Below are 21,520 nucleotides of genomic sequence, written 5' to 3'. Positions count from 1 at the left end.
CGCCCTGCGGGGCGCTATGCCTCTCTCACCCGAGCACAGATGATTAACGCCAGAATCGCTAATCCCATCGCCACCACATATACCGAATTATGGCCCCAGGTTTCGGTCAATACCCCTTGCAGAACCCCAGCCAAAATCACCCCAGTGGAAATACTATTGGTAAACAGCGTGGTTGCTGCTCCGGCCCTGCCAGGCATTAAATCCTGAAAATAGAGCATGCCAATCCCGGCGACAATACCAATAAAAATGGCATTAAAAATCTGCAAAAGCATCAGTGCAGTTTTGAATTTGAATAACACCAATCCGGTATAAAACAGCACACCCGCCAGCACCGCAAACAGCATAATTTTGCGCTTACCAAAACGCCTGACCGAGTAACCCGCCAGCAGCATAATAGGGATTTCCAGTCCGGCAGCGGTCCCCATCAACAGACCAGCCAACCGCTCAGGCAACCCCAAGTTTGCCGTGATATACAGCGGCATATCAATGATGTACATGGTGTTGCAAGTCCACATCAACATTGACGCAATAAACAACAACAAAACGTCTTTATCGGCAAACAAACTGCCCTGCACCACCGCTGACGCATCCACCTCCGGCTCTGCTCGCTGCACCGAAGGCAGAATAAACCACACCACCAGCGCACTGAGGACAAAAATACCGGCGGCGATACTGAACATCAGCGTAAAACCATAATTCAGCGCTAACATAAACGACAGCGGCGGGCCGATAACCCAAGCCAATGAAAGCTGCGCACGCATAATCGAGCTAAACATCACCACTTCCCGCGCCGAGCTATCGGCATATTCTCGCGCTAAGGCGAAAATCTGCGGCATCGCGGTATTGGCCACCGCCGCCAGCAGCACACCGGCGGTGATTAGCGTCAGATAGTCACGATTAAAGGCAAATAGCAGGCAGTTCCCCACCGCCATCAAGTAACAAACCATAATTAGCTTACGGCGGTCACCACGTAAATCTGAGCGTTTGGCCAGTACAAAGCTGACGGTAATCCCGGCAATGGCATTGACGGTATAAAACAGTCCAACCCACAGTGGGCGTACTTTCACTTCAGTGCTTAAGAACAGGCTTAATGTCGGTGCCTGTAACGCGCCGGCGATACCGGAAAGAAAAGCCACCACAAAGAAAGCAAGAAACACCGGGTTAATACGGCGGGAAAAGGTCAAAGCAGATTTCATTCCAGGCTCCAGCGCCAGAAATAACAATTAAACGCTATGCTACAGAAGCGTGTAGATTTATATAGAGAAAAGTATATCAGCCACATAAATTTCACATCCAAATAATGGATGCGGTCGACCGTGTTTCAACCTCAAGGAGGCAGGATAAAAAAAGCCAGCAGATTGTTGAACCCACTGGCTGGTGAAAAACACCATTACTCAGAAATTTTTGGTACACAGCAAAATAAGACAGGGTTCGTTTAACAAATATCAACATCCATTATCATTTACTACAGCTCACAAAGTGTGCTCGGTTCGGGCGATAATATCGTCTTGTGCATCTGGCGATAGCGCGGTAAAGAATGCCGAGTAACCCGCAACCCGCACCACCAGATCACGGTAGCGGTCTGGGTGTTGCTTGGCATCAAGCAATGTCTCACGCGATACAATGTTGTACTGCACATGCCAGCCCAGATACTCCTCAAAGAAGGTACGCAACATCATCATCAGCTTTTCGCGATCACGCGGGTTATCTAAGGTCGACGGATTAAGTTTTTGATTCAGTAGCACCCCACCCAGAATAGAAGCTGTCGGCAGTTTTGACAGTGAGTTAAACACCGCCGTTGGCCCCAAATGGTCAGTACCGGAGGCAGGGCTTGCGCCTTCCGCCAGTGGGCTGTGGGCTTTACGTCCATCCGGCGTTGCCATCGTTGCCGCACCAAACGGCACGTTAGCCGAAATAGACGATGTTCCGGCGTAATAGGTACCGCCGATCGGGCCGCGACCAAAACGGGTATTGTGATATTGCTTCAACTCATCAATATACGTCTGATAAGCGCGCACCAGCAGTTGGTCAACATCATCAATATCATTACCGTATTTCGGTGCTGAATTAATCAGATGTTGGCGTAATTGCTCACCGTTCAGGCCAGCAAAGTCATTAGCTAATGCCGTTGCCAGTTGCTGTTGGCCGATAAGCTGTTGTTCAAACACCAGTTTGCGCACCGCTGCCAGACTATTACCCAAATTGGCAATGCCCACCTGCAAGCCAGAAACCCAGTCATAGCGCGCGCCGCCCTGCTTAATACTTTTACCGCGCTCAATACAATCATCCACCAGTGCAGAACAGACAATATCGTGGGCATTCTCTTCCAACACGGTATCTACCACACACTCAATTTCGATGGATTTTCGCGTGTAGTAACGGATCTGCTGATCCCATTGCGCCATCACTTGTGAGAAATCAGTGAAGTTACCTTGTGATAACCCCTGCTCTTGCGGCAAGAATACTTGCCCGGAAGTTGCATCTTTACCTTGCTCCAGCGCCGCTAGCATCACGCGAGCAAAATTAATAAAGCTCATGCCGGTACAGCGATAGCCCCATTTCCCCCCCACCGCAGTTTCAATGCAACCGATGGCAGCGTAATCGTAAGCATCCTGTGGTTCTACGCCCAATTTGATAAATTCAGGAATAACAATTTCGTCATTATTAAATGCCGGCATACCAAAGCCGCAGCGAATGACCTGCACACAAGCATCAAGGAAATCATCACTGATACCGGCATGGTAGCGCACGCTGAGATTCGGCTGAGTCGAACGTAAACGGCCACAGGACTCCAACACCGCATAAGAGAGCGGGTTAACCGCATCAATCGCTTTACCCTGCACCAGCTTCTGCCCACCAATAGTGACATTCTGATACAGCGGGCTGCCCGCCGAGGCCTTAGAGTGCGAACCGGAACGGATCTTGTTCACTTCCAGCAACTTGAGCCAGCAGCTATGCAGCATCTCAATGGCTTTTTCGCGGCTAAGGGTATTTTCCAGCTCCACGTCACGGCGATACCATGGATAGAGGTATTGGTCGAGGCGGCCAAAAGAAACCGAGTGACCATTAGATTCAATTTGCAGCATCAATTGGATGAAATAGCACAACTGCAAGGCTTGCCAGAAGGTTTGTGGCGGTTGGTGAGCAATCAACTCGCAGTTTGTGGCGATAGTGTGTAGTTCAATGCGCCGCCAATCACGGCTCTCTTCTTCTGCCATTTGCCGCGCAACCGCCGCATAACGTTCGATATGTTCGCTCAGTGCCACCAATGAAATATCAATGGCTTTCAGGAATTGCTCTTTATGCAGGTCACTCCAGTCCGTCAGTTGTAACCGTTCGCGGCGACTCGCCACTTTACTGCGCAGGCCATCCAGCCCTTTTTCTAACAATAACGGGAAGTTAACCGCCAAATGCGCATCACCAGAAGTCATATTACCTTCGGCTTTTATAATGCCGGTAGCCAATAACGCTTTTTGCTCATCGGTAAACATGCCGTAGCAGCGGTCCTGCACTGTTTGGCCGCGCCACCACGGGCAAATACTGTGCAATACCGCTTTATCTGCTGCACTGACCGAGAAACCCGCACCGGGGCGATCGGCCAGCTCATCAATTTCGTTTTCAATCCAACTCACGGTGTATTCAGGGAAAATTGGCGCGGCGCGCAGTTGGCTGGCCTGATTACCGATAATCAGCTCGTCATTTTTGATCCAAACGGTGCGAAGCTGTAAGTGATGTGCCAGCGCCAGCGCACGCCTGACGGGGAGAGGTTTGTCCTGATGCTGCTGATAAGCCTCGGTATAATGCTGCGCTCGCTCGGTACAGACCGGCGGTTTCACAATGTGAATCAGTGCGTTTTTATGCTGTTTCGTCCGTTCGCTTAGCGTTACCAAATCAAGAGTGGTCATAGCATTATCCTCGTAAAATTGCGGTCAAGCCTTTATCACGGGCATAGCTTTCCGCGAAGTGAAGCAGTTCAGGAGCGTCCAACGGTGTGCTTGCTGCCCGATACTCTTCACCCAGCAGCGAATATTTGTTGATACCTAGCGTGTGGTAAGGCAAAAAATGAATCTCTTTAACGCCTATCTCATCAGCGGCAAAATCGACGATCTCTTGTATCGAGTGGCGATCCGCATTGAAATCCGGGATCAACGGCACCCGTACCGTAATGTTGGTGCCCGCAGCCGCTAACTGACGAAAGTTGTCCATCACCCGTTTAGCCGAACCACCCGTCCACTGACGAAAACGGTTTTCATCCGTGTGCTTTAAATCCGCCAGCATCAGATCCAGCCACGGCAAAGAGGGTGCGATGTAATGCCACGGCGTATGCAGACAAGACTCAACCGCTGTGTGGATACCAAGCTGATGACAACGTTGCAATAATTCAGCCGCGACATCGGGTTGCATAAATGGCTCACCACCGGATAGCGTCACACCACCGCCACTGCGCCGGTAAAACGGCATATCCCGCAGTAGCGTTGCCATAGTGGCATCAATATCAATCGGGCTGCCACACACCGTAAGCGCACCCGTCGGGCAACGCACGGTGAGTGCCTGAAGGTCATCCTCTTCCAGCCGCTGGCGCGTGATAACAATGCGATCGTCAATGCGCTCAATGGCCTGCGGGCAGGTTTGTTGGCATAACTCACAACCTGATAAGCACAGGCGAGAATCAAATAACACCTCCGCTTTACGTGACCGGCTTTCCGGGTTTTGGCACCAACGGCAACTCAGCGAACAGCCTTTCAGGAATACCACACTGCGAATACCGGGGCCGTCATGGGTGGAATAACGCTGTAAATTAAAAATCATCTTATTCCTCCCGTTGGCGGCATTGCCACGATAACCCGCTTTCATTGGCAACCAGTATCTGCGTAATATAGGGAAAGAAAAATTGATGAAATTTGCCGTGGAGTTCCTCTTTTATGTCTGCCTCACGTCTACAACAGCAGTTTATTCGCCTCTGGCAACGTTTTAATGGTCAGCCCACAGAAACCACCTTACAAGAGCTGGCGGACGTGCTCAGTTGTTCACGCCGCCATGTGCGATCCTTGCTGGGCAGCATGCAGCAAGAGGGGTGGCTAAGCTGGCAGGCCGAAGCGGGCCGCGGTAAACGCTCGCAACTGGCCTTTCTCTACTCCGGGCTGGCACTGCAACAACAGCGGGCCGAAGAACTACTGGAACAGGACCATATCGAGCAGTTAGTGCAGTTGGTGGGGGATAAAAAAGCAGTGCGCCAAATGCTGCTATCCCAGTTGGGGCGCAGTTTCCGCCAAGGGAAACATATCCTACGGGTGCTCTATTATCGCTCGCTACAGAATCTGTTACCCGGTACCGCGCTGCGCCGCTCCGAAACACATATGGTGCGGCAGATTTTTAATGGCCTGACACGAATAAATGAGGAAAATGGGGAACTGGAACCGGATTTATCCCACCACTGGCAAACTATCAGCCCGTTGCATTGGCGCTTTTATTTGCGCCCTGCCATCCATTTTCACCATGGGCGTGAACTGGAAATGGATGATGTTATCAGCAGCCTGACCCGGCTTATTCCGCAGCCCCTGTTCTCACATATCTCCGCCGTGCGCTCACCAACACCCTATGTGATTGATATCCATCTAAGTTGCCCAGATCACTGGTTGCCATGGTTGTTGGGTAGCGTTCACGCCATGATTTTGCCGCAAGAGTGGGAGAATCAACCCGACTTCCGCCGCCACCCTATTGGTACTGGCCCCTACTCGGTGATTAGAAACCATCATAATCAGTTGAAAATACAGGCTTTTGATAACTATTTCGGTTTCCGCGCACTGATTGATGAGGTCAATATCTGGGTACTACCTGAGTTGTCTGAGGAGCTGGTTTATTCCGGGGTGCAATTACAGGCTGACGATACCAGTAAAAATGAGCTGGAAAGTCGGCTGGAGGAAGGCTGCTATTTTTTACTGTTTGATCAACGATCGCCTCAGACCAGTAACCCAGAGATCCGCCGCTGGTTGTGTGAGTTGATAACACCGGTCGCCCTGCTCAGCCATGCAGATCCTTTCTATCAACGCTACTGGTCACCGGCCTATGGCATGCTGCCCCGCTGGCATCACAACCGGCTAACCACCCTTGAGCCAAAGCCCGAAGGGCTGACCGAATTGACGCTGACGTTTTACAGCGAACATTCCGAGTTTGATGCCATCAGCCAAACACTGACCACATTGTTGGCGGCACACGGCGTCACATTGGTGATTCAAGTGTTGGATTATGTCAGTTGGTATCAGGGCGATGCCCACAGTGATATCTGGCTCGGCAGTGCGAACTTCTATCTGCCACTGGAGTTTTCCCTGTTTGCCACCTTGTACGAACTGCCGCTGCTACAACATTGTTTGGATGAAAAACTGCATCAGGATGTTGAATTATGGCGAAATAATACCCTGCCGATGGCGGATTGGAGCCAACGGTTAGTTAGCCAGAATCAATTCCACCCACTGTTCCATCATTGGTTAGAATTATATGGGCAGCACAGTATGCGCGGGGTGCGTATGAACACGCTCGGCTGGTTTGATTTCAAATCGGCCTGGTTTACGCCACCAGAGGGCTAACCCGCTTTCATCCGCCCAGATTAGTCTCTACAATGGCGTTGTCTCAACGGGGTGCGGAAAAACTGTTGTGGTCGTGTCCAGAATTCATACTGGTTCGTTCCATTAACAATGAAACAAAAACGTCGCGAGGTAGGTTCAGTCGGAGGCGGACAGCACGCAGAAACCGGCGCGTACAAGTAGTACGTGAGGATTTCGAGTACTGCCCAACACCGGATCAACCTAACCGCAGCAAGTTTTTCGCTGAGAGCAAACCCGTCGAACCTGATCCGGCTAACCCCGGCGGAGGGATTTGAGAAAAATAACACCGCATTATCATGCTATCGCTGTTATTTACCGCCTCAGATACCTTTGCCACCTTTATTGTTAAGGAGTGCAAAGTGTTTAAACGCATTATTCCCTGCTTGTTTTTGCTATCTGCTGCTGCGGTGGCCGCCGATAAACCGACACTGACGGTTTACACCTATGACTCCTTTGCTGCCGACTGGGGGCCAGGGCCGGCGATTAAAAAAGCCTTTGAAGCCGAGTGTGATTGCCAGCTTAAATTTGTGGCGCTGGAAGACGGTGTTTCATTACTGAACCGCCTGCGGATGGAAGGTAAAAACAGTCAGGCCGACGTGATTTTAGGATTGGATAATAATCTGGTGCAGGCGGCAGAACAAACTGGATTATTCGCACCAAGCCAAGTGAATACTGCGAACCTTACGCTCCCAGAGAAATGGCAGAATAAGACCTTCGTCCCCTACGATTATGGCTATTTCGCCTTTGTGTATAACAAAGACAAACTGAAAAACCCACCGAAGAGCTTGCAAGAATTAGTCGATAGCAAAGAGCCGTGGAAGGTGATTTATCAAGACCCGCGCACCAGCACCCCAGGCCTTGGTCTGATGCTATGGATGCAGAAAGTTTATGGTGATAAAGCGCCACAGGCGTGGCAGCAATTGGCGAAAAAAACCGTCACCGTCACCAAGGGTTGGAGCGAAGCTTATGGCCTGTTCCTGAAAGGTGAAGGGGATTTGGTGCTGAGCTATACCACCTCTCCGGCTTATCATCTGATTGAAGAGAAGAAAAGCAACTATGCAGCGGCTAATTTCAGCGAAGGCCACTATCTGCAAGTTGAAGTCGCAGGCCAGGTTGCCTCAAGCAAACAGCCGCAACTGGCACAGCGCTTTATGCAATTTATTGTGACGCCAGCATTCCAGGACCATATTCCTACCGGTAATTGGATGTATCCGGTGATTAAAATGGATTTACCGGCTGGGTTTGAAGCCCTTACCGTGCCGCAAAAAGCGTTGCAGTTTGATGCTAAAGATGTGGCAGATAATCGCGGCAAATGGATTCAGGCATGGCAATCCGCCGTCAGCCACTGATCCCTTCATGGTTGTGGCCAGGGCTACTGGCTGCCTTACTGATAGTCGGTGTCGCCTTACTGGCGTTCACCGCTATCTGGCGTCACGCGCCTGCGGCAGACTGGCAAAGTATCTGGCATGACCGCTATCTGTGGCATGTGATCCGCTTTACCTTTTGGCAGGCATTCTTATCTGCCCTGCTGTCCGTCATCCCTGCCATTTTCTTAGCGCGAGCCTTGTATCGCCGCCGCTTTCCCGGCCGACAACTGATGTTGCGTTTATGCGCCATGACACTGGTGCTACCCGTGCTAGTGGCGCTATTTGGTATTCTGACGGTTTATGGTCGTCAGGGTTGGTTGGCGGCTTTGTTTAACTGGCTGGGGGTTGATTACCGCTTCTCACCTTATGGTTTACAGGGCATTTTGCTGGCGCATATCTTCTTCAATATGCCACTGGCGACTCGCTTGCTATTGCAGTCACTGGAAAGCATCGCAGTTGAACAACGCCAGTTAGCCGCACAACTGGGGATGAATGGCTGGCAGCACTTGCGCTGGGTTGAATGGCCCTATCTGCGCCGCCAAATCCTGCCAACCGCAGCACTGATTTTTATGCTCTGTTTTGCCAGTTTTGCCACCGTGCTGTCACTGGGCGGCGGGCCGCAAGCCACTACAATCGAGCTGGCTATTTATCAGGCACTCAGTTATGACTACGATCTGGGGCGTGCGGCCTTACTGGCGCTGATCCAACTGGGGTGCTGTCTGGGTTTGGTGGTGCTAAGCCTGCGGCTGAACACGGTATTGGCGGTAGGTAATACTCACGATCAACTCTGGCGTAGTCAGCAGGATAGTTATTGGTCCCGCATCAGCGACACCCTGCTCATCGGCGCAGCTTTGCTATTGATGGTGCCACCATTACTGGCGGTAGTGATTGATGGCAGTAATCAAACTATGCTGGCGGTGCTACAACAATCTGCACTATGGCAAGCCTTCTTTACCTCATTGACGATTGCTATCGGGGCTGGGTTGCTGTGTGTGACACTCACAATGATGTTGCTATGGAGCAGCCGTGAACTGAAACTGCGCCAGCAGATGGCCTCTGGGCAGGCACTGGAAGTCAGTGGTATGGTGATTCTGGCAATGCCGGGCATTGTCCTGGCGACCGGCTTCTTTTTATTGCTCAACGATACCTTTGGCTTGCCGCAATCCCCTTACGGGCTGGTGATCCTCACCAATGCCCTGATGGCTGTACCCTACGCGTTAAAAGTGTTGGATAACCCAATGCGGGATCTGGCTGAACGCTACACGCCACTGTGTTTATCACTGGATATTCATGGCTGGCATCGTTTGCGCCTGATTGAGTTAAGGGCACTAAAACGCCCGCTGGCTCAAGCACTCGCCTTTGCCAGCGTGCTTTCCATCGGTGATTTTGGTGTAGTGGCACTGTTTGGCAATGAACATTTCCGCACTCTGCCGTTTTATCTTTACCAGCAGATAGGCTCTTATCGCAGCAACGACGGCGCAGTTACCGCCCTACTGCTGTTGTTACTCTGTTTCTTGCTGTTTACTCTTATCGAACGACTGCCGAGCCGCCATGCTAAAGCTTGAGAAAATCACCTATTTGTATGACCACTTACCGATGCGTTTTGATTTGCGTATTCAGCCCGGTGAGCGGGTGGCAATCCTGGGTCCGAGTGGCGCAGGTAAGAGCACACTGCTAAGCCTGATTGCTGGTTTTCTCGCCCCCGCCAGTGGCCGTATGCTACTGAATAATCAGGATCACACGGTAACAGCCCCCGCCGAGCGGCCAGTATCAATGCTGTTTCAGGAAAACAACCTGTTCTCACATTTGACCGTCGCACAGAATATCGGGTTGGGTTTACATCCGGGGTTGAAACTCAGCCATGAGCAAAAGTTACTGTTACGCCAGATTGCCCAGCAGGTTGGACTGGAAGATTGCCTTGCGAGACTACCCGCACAACTTTCCGGCGGCCAACGCCAGCGGGCAGCATTGGCGCGCTGTTTAGTGCGCAGTCAGCCAATCCTGCTACTGGATGAGCCATTTTCCGCGCTCGATCCGGCGTTGCGCAATGAAATGCTGCAATTGGTTGATCAGGTGTGTACCCACCGGCAACTGACATTACTGATGGTGTCACACAATTTGGATGATGCCGCCCGCATCGCCGATCGGACATTGCTCGTTGTAGATGGCCGTATTTACTACGACGGCCCAACCCAGGCGCTGGTTAACGGCACCGCCCCCGAAGCCAGTGTGCTGGGCATTACTACCCGACCATAATAACTTGTATACCCAAGGGGATTACCCAGCGAGAACCTTCCACAACAAATGACGATAAATCGGCATGATGGGCTGCATATGCAACCAGGCAAAGCTGGTAATCGCCGCCACCATAGCCAGCACGGTCACCCAGCGCAGACGAGCCAGTGGCAACCATTGGCTCAGGCGGTCAGGGCTACGCTTGCCAAACCGCCACCAGCGCCATGATAGCCACAGTGCCAGCCAAATCAGCATCACCACCACAAATAGCAACCACTTAAACATATAGCTATTGGCGCTCGGTGGGATATCAATAGCAACACCTGCCAGTATGCCTGGGAAGAAGTAGAGCGGTGGCCAGGTCAGGCAACCAATCACGTTGGGCAAGGCAAATTTTGCCGGTGGCAGGTTTAGCATACCCGCCACCATCGGGACAATCGGCCGTGCCGGGCCGATAAAGCGCCCCAGTAGGACGGTTGCCATACTGTGGTTATGCAATGCGTGTTCGGTTTTATCCAGCATCGACTTATGCTTTTTCAGGAAGGACCAACGGTGCAGTGGTTCTTTGAAGCGCCGACCGATAAAATACGAGATCCAATCCCCCAATAGACAGCCGACAGTTGCAGCGGCCCAGGCCGAGTAAAAACCGACTTCGCCACTGCCAATCAACGCCCCCACACTGGTCATCATCACCGTGCCGGGAAGTAACATCCCCACCAGCGCTAATGATTCGAGAAAAGTGACAAACATGACGATAAATAGCGTGAAAGCCAGAGATTGCGTCAATAAATGTAATAAATAGGCTTCCATAAAGTTGTCCGTTGGTAACACCCAAGGTTCAGGGCGGAGGATTGTCCGGTGTGTCGTGAAATGAGTCAATCAACAAATTTCCCCTTCGTCCTTGAAGCCGCAGGGTTGTTAGCTGTGCTCACTCACCCAAATCACTTACTGGCCGTTGACCTTAAAATGAATAGACTCATCGGGATTAGACCACTTGCTGCCTACCTGCAACTCCAATGACTTTGGGTATACATGGAGCGAATGGAAATCATCATTAAAATAGACAAACACTGTATAAATAACCATACTAGGATAGCATAAACTCTCAGCCGTTATTGTTGCAGTCAGTTTGGATGCGGACAGCGCGGAGAAACCGGAGCGTACACGTAGTACGTGAGGATATCGAGCACTGCCCAAGTTCAAAATGACAAATAAAATAGCCTGTACATTACCTATAAAGGTTAGCATTGTGGCGCAACACCGTCAGGGCTTCCTGCTTACTCGCCACTGGCGCGACACGCAGGCAGGCACCGAAGTTGAATTCTGGTTAGCCACCGATGAAGGGCCACAGCAGGTCAGGCTGCCCCCTCAACCCTCAGTGGCATTTATCCCGGCCGAACAACGGCAACGGGCTGAAACCGTGCTGCGTGATGAACGCCGCTGGCAGTTGCGCCCACTTGAACTGACTGACTTCCACCAACGCCCGGTGCTGGGCCTGTATTGCAGTCAACATCGTCAATTAATTCGTTTGGAAAAACTGCTGCGAGAAAGTGGTGTGAATGTCTATGAAGGCGATATTCGCCCACCAGAGCGGTTTCTGATGGAACGATTTATTACCGCGCCGGTGTGGTTCAGCGGTGATGACAATAACCATGGCCTGCTGCTTAACACCCAAATGAAACCGGCCGAGGATTATCGTCCGACACTAAAACTGCTGTCGCTGGATATCGAAACCAGCGAACATGGCGAGCTGTACTGTATTGGGCTGGAGGGTTGCGGCCAGCGCCAGGTTTACATGTTGGGGCCACCTAACGGTGATACGGCTGAAAGTGCAGCGCTGGATTTCAATCTGGAATACGTCGCCAGCCGCCCGCAGTTGTTGGAAAAACTAAACCAGTGGCTGGCAGTGCATGATCCCGATGCCATTATCGGCTGGAATCTGGTGCAGTTCGACTTACGTGTTCTGCAAAAACACGCGGACCGTTATCAGATCCCACTGCGCTTTGGCCGTGGTGGTAACCTGCTGGAATGGCGTGAACACGGCTTTAAACAAGGGCATTTTTTTGCCTCGGCAGCCGGTCGGCTGATTATCGACGGCATCGAGGCGCTAAAATCCGCCACCTGGAATTTCCCGTCATTTAGTCTGGAATCTGTTTCACAAACCCTGCTGGGCGAAGGAAAAGCCAGTGACAGCCCTTATCAGCGAATGGATGAAATCAATCAACGTTTCGCCCATGACAAACCGGCGCTGGCGCGCTATAACCTGAAAGATTGTGAGCTGGTGACGCGGATTTTTGCCAAAACCGAGCTGCTCAGCTTCCTGCTGGAACGCGCCACAGTGACGGGGTTAGCCGCGGATCGTAGCGGTGGCTCCGTGGCCGCGTTTACCCATCTTTACCTGCCGCGTATGCACCGCATCGGTTACGTCGCCCCCAATTTAGGTGAATTGCCAGAAGAGCACAGCCCTGGCGGCTTTGTGATGGACTCCCAACCCGGCTTATATGACTCGGTATTGGTGCTTGACTATAAAAGCCTGTATCCGTCGATTATTCGCACCTTTTTAATCGATCCGGTCGGTTTAGTGGCTGGTATGGCTCAGCCTGATGAACAGCACTCGGTACCGGGGTTTCGCGGTGCCTGGTTCTCGCGCGAGAAACACTGTTTGCCGGCGATCGTTAACCAAATCTGGCAAGGTCGGGAAGCCGCTAAACGCCACCAAAACAAACCGTTATCACAAGCACTGAAGATTATTATGAACGCCTTTTATGGCGTATTGGGTTCCAGCGGCTGCCGTTTTTTCGATCCCAGACTGGCATCGTCTATCACCTTGCGCGGCCATGACATCATGCGCCAGACCCGCGAACTCATTGAAGCTCAGGGCTATCAGGTGATTTATGGCGATACCGATTCAACCTTCGTCTGGCTGAAAAATGCTCACAGTGAAGAGCAGGCATCACAGATAGGTAAAGAGTTGGTACGCCAGGTCAATCTATGGTGGAAAGAGCATATACAACAAACCTTTAATCTACCCTGCGCCCTGGAACTGGAATTTGAAACTCACTATCGGCGTTTTCTGATGCCAACCATCCGGGGTGCAGAGCAAGGCAGTAAAAAACGCTATGCCGGGTTGATTTCTACCCCTGAGGGTGATCAGATGGTGTACAAAGGGCTGGAAACCGTGCGCACTGACTGGACACCACTGGCCCAGCAATTTCAGCGAGAATTGTACCTGCGCATTTTTCAGCGGCAACCCTATCAGGATTATCTGCGGGACTACGTAGCACGAACCCTTAGCGGCGAATTAGACGAGCAGCTTGTTTACCGCAAACGCCTGCGCCGACGGCTAGATGACTATCAGCGCAATGTGCCACCACACGCCAGAGCGGCACGGTTGGCGGATGAGTTTAACCGCAAGTTCGGCCGCCCGCTGCAATATCAAAATGGGGGCTGGATAAGCTATGTCATGACCACCGCTGGCCCCGAACCCCTTGAGATTCGGCAATCCCCTATCGACTACGATCACTACCTGACACGACAGTTGCAACCGGTAGCAGACGCTATACTTCCCTTCATGCATGATGACTTCACAACACTGATAACTGGTCAGATGGGGCTATTCTGATACCCTAGATAATTCGAGTTGCAGGAAGGCGGCAAGTGAGCGAGTCCCCAAGAGCTTATTAATTTTAAGATCAAGAGCAGTGAGTGACTGGGGTAAACTGCGGCCGCCAACGCACATGCAGCTTGAAGCATGACGGGTATTTTACAGGTGACGAAACGCTCGCCTTCCATTACCATAGCGCCCTTGCCAAAATTCGCATTAATCACATTTACATAACCGCTAGCCGTAATACTCCTTCTTATTGGGTGCTGCCTGTAGATGCTACATTTTCAGACAGACTCTCAGGCCGTATCGCCTGCGCGGAGGGTAGACTATTGCCAGTGGTTTTATGATATTTGGCTGTCACTAATTATTTATAACCAGATAATTTAAAAGCATTTTCTTAACTGTCCAACAAAAAAATCGAGCCGATAATTTATGCCTTTTACACTTGGTCAACGCTGGATCAGCGACACAGAAAGCGAACTTGGATTGGGTACTGTCGTTGCCATCGACGTGCGCATGATTACCTTACTGTTTCCCGCAACCGGTGAAAACCGCCTTTACGCTAGAAATGATTCGCCAATCACCCGCGTCATGTTCAATCCGGGCGATACCATCACCAACCACGAAGGCTGGCAGCTAAAAGTGGAAGAAGTGACTCATGAAAATGGGCTGATTACATATATCGGCACCCGTTTGGATACTGAGGAAACCGGCGTTTCGATGCGTGAAGTGTTGCTCGATAGCAAACTGACGTTTAGCAAACCGCAGGATCGGCTATTTGCCGGTCAGATCGATCGTATGGATCGCTTTGCCCTGCGTTTTCGCGCTCGTAAATATCAAAGTGAGCAGTTCCGTCTGCCATGGAGTGGGTTACGCGGTATCCGTGCTAGCCTGATCCCACACCAATTACATATCGCCTATGAAGTGGGTCAGCGCCATGCACCAAGGGTATTACTGGCCGATGAAGTCGGTTTAGGTAAAACCATCGAAGCCGGGATGATCATTCACCAACAACTGTTGTCAGGCCGTGCTGAACGTATCCTGATTGTGGTGCCGGAAAGCCTGCAACATCAGTGGTTGGTGGAAATGTTGCGCCGCTTCAATCTGCGCTTCTCACTGTTTGATGACAGCCGCTATTCCGAAGCCCTGCTCGACAGTTCTAACCCGTTTGAAACCGAGCAGATGGTTATCTGTTCACTGGATTTTGTGCGCCGCAATAAGCAACGCCTGGAACAACTGGCAGATGCATCTTGGGATCTGTTGGTGGTGGATGAGGCGCACCATCTGGCCTGGAGCGAAGAAGCCCCAAGTCGTGAATATCAAGTCATTGAACAATTGGCTGAGAATATCCCAGGGGTGCTGCTGTTGACCGCAACACCTGAGCAATTGGGCCAGCAGAGCCACTTTGCCCGTCTGCGTTTGCTGGATCCCGATCGCTTCCACGATTACGAAGAGTTCGTCAATGAACAGCAGAAGTATCGCCCAATTGCAGATGCAGTAACACTGCTGCTGGGTGGTGAGCGTTTAACTGACGATAAACTGAATCTGTTGGGCGAACTCATTGATGAGCAGGATATTGAGCCCTTGCTGAAAGCGGCCAACAGCCAAAGTGAAGACAGCGAAGCTGCTCGCCAAGAGTTGGTGACAATGCTGATGGACAGACATGGTACCAGCCGTATCTTGTTCCGTAATACCCGTAATGGGGTGAAAGGCTTCCCGCACCGCGTCCTGCATCAAATCAAACTGCCATTGCCAACCCAATATCAGACGGCGATTAAAGTATCAGGCATCATGAGTGCCAAAAAAACGCTGGAAGCGCGCGCCAAAGATATGCTGTATCCCGAGCAAATCTATCAGGAGTTTGAAGGTGAGAACGCAACCTGGTGGAACTTTGACCCACGGGTAGAGTGGTTACTTAACTATCTGATTGCTAACCGTAATGAGAAAGTGTTGGTTATCTGTGCCCAGGCAGCCACTGCCTTACAACTTGAACAAGTGCTACGTGAACGTGAAGCTATTCGCGCCGCCGTGTTCCATGAAGGTTTATCACTGATAGAGCGTGACCGCGCTGCGGCCTATTTTGCCTCTGAAGAAGATGGCGCTCAGGTATTACTGTGTTCTGAGATAGGTTCAGAAGGCCGTAACTTCCAGTTTGCCTGCCAGTTGGTGATGTTCGACCTGCCGTTTAACCCGGACTTGCTGGAACAACGTATTGGTCGTCTGGACCGTATCGGTCAAAACCGCGAAATCCAGATCATGGTGCCTTATCTGGAACATACCGCGCAGGCGATATTGGTGCGTTGGTATCATGAAGGTTTGGATGCTTTCGAGCACACCTGCCCGACCGGACGCACCATTTATGACAGCGGCTATCAAGAACTGATTGGCTATCTGGCAACGCCAAGTGAACAAGAAGGGTTGGATGAATTTATCCACGCCTGCCGTCTACAGCACGAAGAGTTGAAACTGCAACTGGAACAAGGTCGTGATCGGCTACTGGAGATGCATTCCAACGGCGGCGAGCATGGTCAACAACTGGCGCAGATCATTGCAGATCAAGATAATGACGTTAATTTGGTCAGTTTTGCGCTTAACCTGTTCGATATTGTCGGGATTAACCAAGAAGATCGCAGTGACAACCTGATCGTACTGACCCCCTCTGATCACATGCTAGTACCGGACTTCCCTGGGCTGCCGCAAGACGGCTGTACCGTGACATTCGATCGTGAACAGGCGTTATCGCGGGAAGATGCCCAGTTTGTGAGTTGGGAGCACCCGATCATCCGTAATGGTTTGGATTTGATCTTGTCCGGCGATACCGGAAGCTGTGCAGTTTCTTTATTGAAAAACAAAGCATTACCAGTAGGAACACTGTTAGCTGAATTGGTTTATGTGGTAGAAGCTCAAGCGCCGAAACACCTGCAATTAACCCGCTTCTTGCCACCCACCCCAGTGCGGATGCTGATGGACAGAAATGGCACCAATCTGGCGGCACAGGTTGAATTTGAAACCTTTAACCGTCAGTTGAATGCGGTAAACCGTCATACCTCCAGCAAGCTGGTCAACGCAGTGCAACAAGAAGTCCACGCCATGTTGCAACAAGCAGAGGCACTGGTTGAAGAGCAGGCAAAACTGTTGATTGAATCTGCCAAGCACGAAGCTGATGATAAGCTGAGTACCGAACTGGCACGTTTGGAAGCCCTGAAAGCGGTTAACCCAAATATTCGTGATGACGAAATAGAAGCACTGGAGCATAACCGTAAAATGGTGCTGGAAAACCTCAATCAAGCGGGCTGGCGTTTAGATGCTATCCGCCTGGTGGTGGTCACACATCAGTAATCCTGAGTAATAATCAGTTTCTGCAATATACCCAATAGATTTCAAGATGCAGGCAGGCGGCAAAGGAGAGACAAATCGGTTGGGAACCGATTTGAATAGCATTTATGCTAGCCTCAAGGATGAGGCTCATTAACCCCGATGAGCTTATTCAGTCAAATGATTCGGGTTAACGAGAGCAGCCAACACACCTGCGACTTGAACAATGCAGGGTATAAATGGAGCACTAATGGAACCCTATAATCCCCCACGCGACCCTTGGCTGCACATCCTGTTTCAAGATGAGCACATCATGGTGGTCAATAAACCAAGCGGGCTACTTTCTGTACCCGGTCGCGCGCCGGAGAATAAAGACAGTATCATGACTCGCATTCAGGCTGATTTTCCGACGGCAGAGTCCGTTCATCGGCTGGATATGGCCACCAGTGGCGTAATTATCGTGGCACTGACCAAAGCGGCTGAGCGCGAGCTTAAGCGCCAATTTCGTGAACGTGAACCGAAAAAGTCTTATATTGCCCGCGTCTGGGGGCATCTGGCCGAAGATGAAGGGTTGATAGACCTGCCGTTAATCTGTGACTGGCCGAACCGGCCAAAGCAGAAAGTCTGTTATGAAACCGGTAAATCGGCACAAACTGAGTATCGGGTGCTTTCACGCGATACTGATGGCAGCACACGAGTGAAGTTATCGCCCATCACCGGGCGCTCACACCAATTACGGGTCCATATGCTGGCGATGGGTCACCCGATCCTTGGTGATGGCTTCTACGCCCATCCAGAGGCCAAAGCGATGGCATCCCGCTTGCAGTTACATGCTCAGGAGCTGTGTATTACTCACCCTGAGTTTGGAACGGCGATGCATTTTACATGTGAGGCAGAGTTTTAATTTTTGTCGTAAGAATATTGGCTCGAAATCCCCCCAGAACGGCGCATTAACGCCGATCTGAGGTGGGCACTCTTGAAACAAAACCTACTTGAATCCCTTCTCGCGCTTAATCAAATCATACGCAGCTTGAATCTCTTGGGCTTTTTGCTTCGCCATCTCCATCATTTCAGGTGGCAGACCTTTTGCCACCAACTTATCTGGATGATGCTCACCCATTAACTTGCGATAAGCACGCTTGATGGTCACGCTGTCGTCGGTACTATTAACGCCGAGCACTTTGCAGGCATCCTCCAATGTCGGGCCATTCGACGCTTGCTGATAGCCCCCGTGAGAGTATCCGCCCTGTTGACCTTGCCAACCGCCATGACCACCAAATTGACGGCCGCCTTCAATCATGCTCAGGAACTGATCGAACTGACCGCGCGAAATTCCTAACTCTTCAGCAATGACATATAACACTTGCCGCTCGTTGGGATGCAAAGAGCCATCGGCAAATGCGGCCTGTAACTGAATTTCCAGAAACATCCGAATTAAATCAAAACGCCCAAAACAGACACCACGTAATTCCTGCAATCTTTCACGCAATGGAAAATTGCTTTCTTTCCCTTCGCGAAACGCTTGCTGTGCGGCTGTTCGAGCGTCACCGTGCAATTGCATCCGATCCATCAACTGACTGGCAAGTTGAATATCAACTTCCGTCACCCGCCCTTTGGCCTTGGTTAAGTGCCCCATGACCTGAAAAGTGGCGCGGAAAAAAATTAATTGTCGTGTTTGTTGATCGGCAAAATAGCCGCGGCGCTTCGTGCTTCGCACCCTGTCTACCATATGGCCGACAAGCAACCCCAGTACCACACCCCAGAAACCAGCACCAGACATTAAGCCCAATACCAGACCGAGCAGTTTTCCCCAATACCGCATATACTCCTCAATTCATCATGCCGTCAGTCAAAATTTGCATTATCATACTCGGCATTCAGCTCAGCGCCTAACAACGAGAGGTGCAAACGGCCGGATTTAACACTAGCGCAACTGTGATGAGTAATATAGTCTCAGACCGTTTGCCGGCATGATGCCCCCCGATGACGGAACACCAAAACCGCGTATGAAAAAAAGATTCCCAACACTGCTGGCCACATTGATATGGACGGCACTATATAGCCAGCAATCGCTGGCCGGACTCGCTGAGCAATGTATGCTTGGTGTACCCACCTATGACCAGCCATTGGTTACCGGTGATCCCAACCAGCTACCGGTCCGTATTAATGCGGATAAAACCGAAGCCAACTATCCCGACAATGCCTTGTTCACTGGCAATGTCATTGTCCAACAAGGCAATAGCACCCTGACCGCTAATCAGGTCGAGCTGACGCAAGTACAGAAACCTGATGCAGCTATCCCGGTGCGTACTGTCACTGCCACTGGCGACGTTAATTATGACGATCCACAAATCAAGCTAAAAGGCCCGAAAGGCTGGTCAAACTTGAACACCAAAGACACTGATATGGATAAAGGCAAATATCAGATGGTCGGCCGTCAAGGGCGTGGTGATGCGGATTTAATGAAGTTACGTGGTCAGAACCGCTATACCATCTTAGAGAATGGGACGTTTACCTCCTGTCTGCCGGGTGATAATAGTTGGAGTGTTGTGGGCTCCGAGGTTATTCATGACCGCGAAGAACAAGTAGCAGAAATCTGGAATGCCCGCTTTAAGATTGGCAAAGTACCGGTGTTCTACAGCCCTTACATGCAGTTGCCGATTGGTGACAAACGCCGCTCAGGGTTCCTGATCCCTAATGCTAAATATACCAGTAATAACGGCATCGAATTTATGCTGCCATACTACTGGAATATTGCCCCCAACTTCGATGCTACGATTACCCCTCACTACATGGAGCGGCGTGGGTTACAGTGGCAGAACGAGTTCCGCTACTTGCTGGCACCGGGCAACGGCACCATGGCATTAGATTGGCTACCGAGTGATCGGTTGTACCATGGCACCGATGGCAACGACAAAGATACTACCCGCTGGTTGTACTACTGGGGCCATTCCGGGGTGATGGATAAAGTCTGGCGTTTCAACATCAACTATACCCGTGTTAGTGACCCAAATTACTTTACTGATTTAACGTCGCAATACGGTTCGACCACCGACGGCTATGCGACCCAAATATTCAGCGTTGGCTATGCTGATCAAAATTGGAATGCCACTTTGGCCTCCAAACAGTTCCAGGTCTTTACTGACGCCGGTAATAGTAATGCTTACCGTGCCCAACCTCAGTTGGACATGAACTATTATAAAAATGATATTGGCCCGTTTGATCTGCATGTTTACGGTCAAGCCGCCAAATTCACCAGCGTCAATCCAGAAAACCCAGAGGCCAGCCGCTTCCATATTGAACCGGCGATTAACCTACCACTGGCCAACGGTTGGGGTAGCCTGAATACCGAAGCCAAATTACTGGCAACCCATTATCAGCAGGATATCCCAAATGGTTTTGCCAGTAATTATGCAAACCAAAATAATGGTGCGACAGCTCCAGATTTAAAAGACTCGATTAACCGGGTTATGCCACAATTTAAAGTTGATGGCAAAGTGGTATTTGATCGGCCAATGGATTGGAGTAAAGGCTTCACCCAAACACTCGAACCACGAATGCAGTATCTCTATGTTCCATACCGGGATCAGGATGATATCTATATTTACGATACCACGCTGATGCAGTCAGACTACTCTGGCCTGTTTCGTGACCGTACCTATAGTGGCCTCGACCGCATAGCGTCTGCGAATCAGGTATCTACCGGTTTAACTTCACGCATATATGATGATGCGCTGGTTGAACGTTTTAATGCTTCTGTGGGTCAAATCTATTACTTCAGCCGCTCGCGTACCGGTAATAGCGAAACAATTGATAACAGTAATGATACTGGTAGCCTTGTTTGGGCTGGTGATACATTCTGGCGTATCAGTGATCAAGTGGGTCTAAAAGGTGGCGCGCAGTATGATACCCGTCTGGGGAGTTTGACCCTGGGTAATGCGGTACTGGAGTATAGGAAAGATTCTGAGCGTATGATTCAATTGAATTACCGCTATGCCAGCCCGGAATATATTCAGGCAGCAGTACCGAATGTAAAAAGTCCTGGTTATCAGCAAGGTATTTCTCAGATTGGCACTACTGCCAGTTGGCCGATTGCCGATCGTTGGGCACTGGTCGGCGCTTATTACTACGATACCAAAGCTAACCAGCCTGCGAGCCAGTTAGTTGGTTTACAATACAACACCTGCTGTTGGGCGATAAACGTGGGCTATGAACGTAAAATTACCGGCTGGAATTCACAAACTGAAGCCAGTAAGTATGACAACAAGATTGGCTTTAACATTGAATTACGTGGTCTGAGTAGCGACCACAACCTGGGTACTGCACAAATGCTGCGCTCAGGTATTCTGCCTTATCAAAGTGCATTCTGATACTGTGTAACACACTGAATACAG

General features: G+C 50.7%; 13 protein-coding genes. 8 read left to right on the top strand and 5 right to left on the bottom strand.

Annotated features, from left to right (window positions below):
• Positions 1–14: 14 nt before the first annotated feature.
• The 3 genes from A6J67_RS07150 to A6J67_RS07140 all read right to left on the bottom strand — a co-directional run bounded on the left by A6J67_RS07150 (position 15) and on the right by A6J67_RS07140 (position 4,809).
• Complete coding sequence (locus A6J67_RS07150) at positions 15–1,196, bottom strand: sugar efflux transporter (RefSeq protein ID WP_032905453.1); 1,182 nt, start codon at positions 1,194–1,196, stop codon at positions 15–17.
• 276 nt (positions 1,197–1,472) lie between these two features.
• Positions 1,473–3,905, bottom strand: coding sequence for a formate C-acetyltransferase/glycerol dehydratase family glycyl radical enzyme (locus A6J67_RS07145; protein ID WP_050296834.1), 2,433 nt, complete (start codon positions 3,903–3,905; stop codon positions 1,473–1,475).
• Between the two features lie 4 nt (positions 3,906–3,909).
• Positions 3,910–4,809 carry a glycyl-radical enzyme activating protein gene (locus tag A6J67_RS07140; protein WP_050296833.1) on the bottom strand — a complete coding sequence of 300 codons (900 nt, stop codon included), beginning with the start codon at positions 4,807–4,809 and terminating at the stop codon, positions 3,910–3,912.
• Between the two features lie 113 nt (positions 4,810–4,922).
• On the opposite strand from A6J67_RS07140, the gene sgrR reads away from it, so the two are divergent.
• The 4 genes from sgrR (at position 4,923) to thiQ (ending at position 10,225) form a co-directional block, all read left to right on the top strand.
• Positions 4,923–6,584 (top strand): HTH-type transcriptional regulator SgrR, encoded by a 1,662-nt coding sequence (gene sgrR, locus A6J67_RS07135; protein WP_005181351.1) that lies wholly within the window; start codon positions 4,923–4,925, stop codon positions 6,582–6,584.
• A gap of 377 nt (positions 6,585–6,961) precedes the next feature.
• On the top strand, positions 6,962–7,951 hold the full coding sequence (gene thiB / locus A6J67_RS07125) for a thiamine ABC transporter substrate binding subunit (RefSeq protein WP_074010353.1): 990 nt from the start codon (positions 6,962–6,964) through the stop codon (positions 7,949–7,951).
• Entirely contained in the window at positions 7,927–9,534 is a 1,608-nt protein-coding gene (gene thiP, locus A6J67_RS07120) for a thiamine/thiamine pyrophosphate ABC transporter permease ThiP (protein ID WP_050072515.1), read from the top strand. The genes thiB and thiP overlap by 25 nt, the downstream gene beginning before the upstream one ends.
• Positions 9,521–10,225 (top strand): thiamine ABC transporter ATP-binding protein ThiQ, encoded by a 705-nt coding sequence (thiQ, locus tag A6J67_RS07115; protein WP_032905448.1) that lies wholly within the window; start codon positions 9,521–9,523, stop codon positions 10,223–10,225. Before thiP ends, thiQ begins: the two co-directional genes overlap by 14 nt.
• Positions 10,226–10,246: 21 nt before the next feature.
• Here thiQ and A6J67_RS07110 read toward each other — a convergent pair whose 3' ends face one another.
• On the bottom strand, positions 10,247–11,014 hold the full coding sequence (locus tag A6J67_RS07110; RefSeq protein WP_042568574.1) for a DedA family protein: 768 nt from the start codon (positions 11,012–11,014) through the stop codon (positions 10,247–10,249).
• Positions 11,015–11,453: 439 nt separating this feature from the next.
• Here A6J67_RS07110 and A6J67_RS07100 point away from each other — a divergent pair, with 439 nt between their 5' ends.
• From A6J67_RS07100 to rluA, 3 genes are all read left to right on the top strand, one after another.
• Entirely contained in the window at positions 11,454–13,826 is a 2,373-nt protein-coding gene (locus A6J67_RS07100; protein ID WP_080608108.1) for a DNA polymerase II, read from the top strand.
• A gap of 417 nt (positions 13,827–14,243) precedes the next feature.
• Positions 14,244–17,150 carry an RNA polymerase-associated protein RapA gene (rapA, locus tag A6J67_RS07095; RefSeq protein WP_005193309.1) on the top strand — a complete coding sequence of 969 codons (2,907 nt, stop codon included), beginning with the start codon at positions 14,244–14,246 and terminating at the stop codon, positions 17,148–17,150.
• 259 nt (positions 17,151–17,409) lie between these two features.
• A complete protein-coding gene (rluA, locus tag A6J67_RS07090) occupies positions 17,410–18,030 on the top strand; it encodes a bifunctional tRNA pseudouridine(32) synthase/23S rRNA pseudouridine(746) synthase RluA (RefSeq protein ID WP_253271801.1) in 621 nt (206 codons plus the stop codon).
• Between the two features lie 84 nt (positions 18,031–18,114).
• Here the strand turns inward: rluA and djlA are convergent, their stop codons facing one another.
• Positions 18,115–18,948, bottom strand: coding sequence for a co-chaperone DjlA (djlA, locus tag A6J67_RS07085; protein WP_005193023.1), 834 nt, complete (start codon positions 18,946–18,948; stop codon positions 18,115–18,117).
• A 184-nt stretch (positions 18,949–19,132) separates the two neighbouring features.
• On the opposite strand from djlA, the gene lptD reads away from it, so the two are divergent.
• Positions 19,133–21,496, top strand: coding sequence for an LPS assembly protein LptD (gene lptD / locus A6J67_RS07080; protein WP_050296829.1), 2,364 nt, complete (start codon positions 19,133–19,135; stop codon positions 21,494–21,496).
• The last annotated feature ends 24 nt before the right edge of the window (positions 21,497–21,520 follow it).

The organism is Yersinia sp. FDAARGOS_228 (genome assembly GCF_002073315.2).
GTDB lineage: Bacteria > Pseudomonadota > Gammaproteobacteria > Enterobacterales > Enterobacteriaceae > Yersinia > Yersinia intermedia.
Note: the sequence above shows the minus strand (reverse complement) of the source record. Positions and strands in the feature narration are given on the sequence as shown.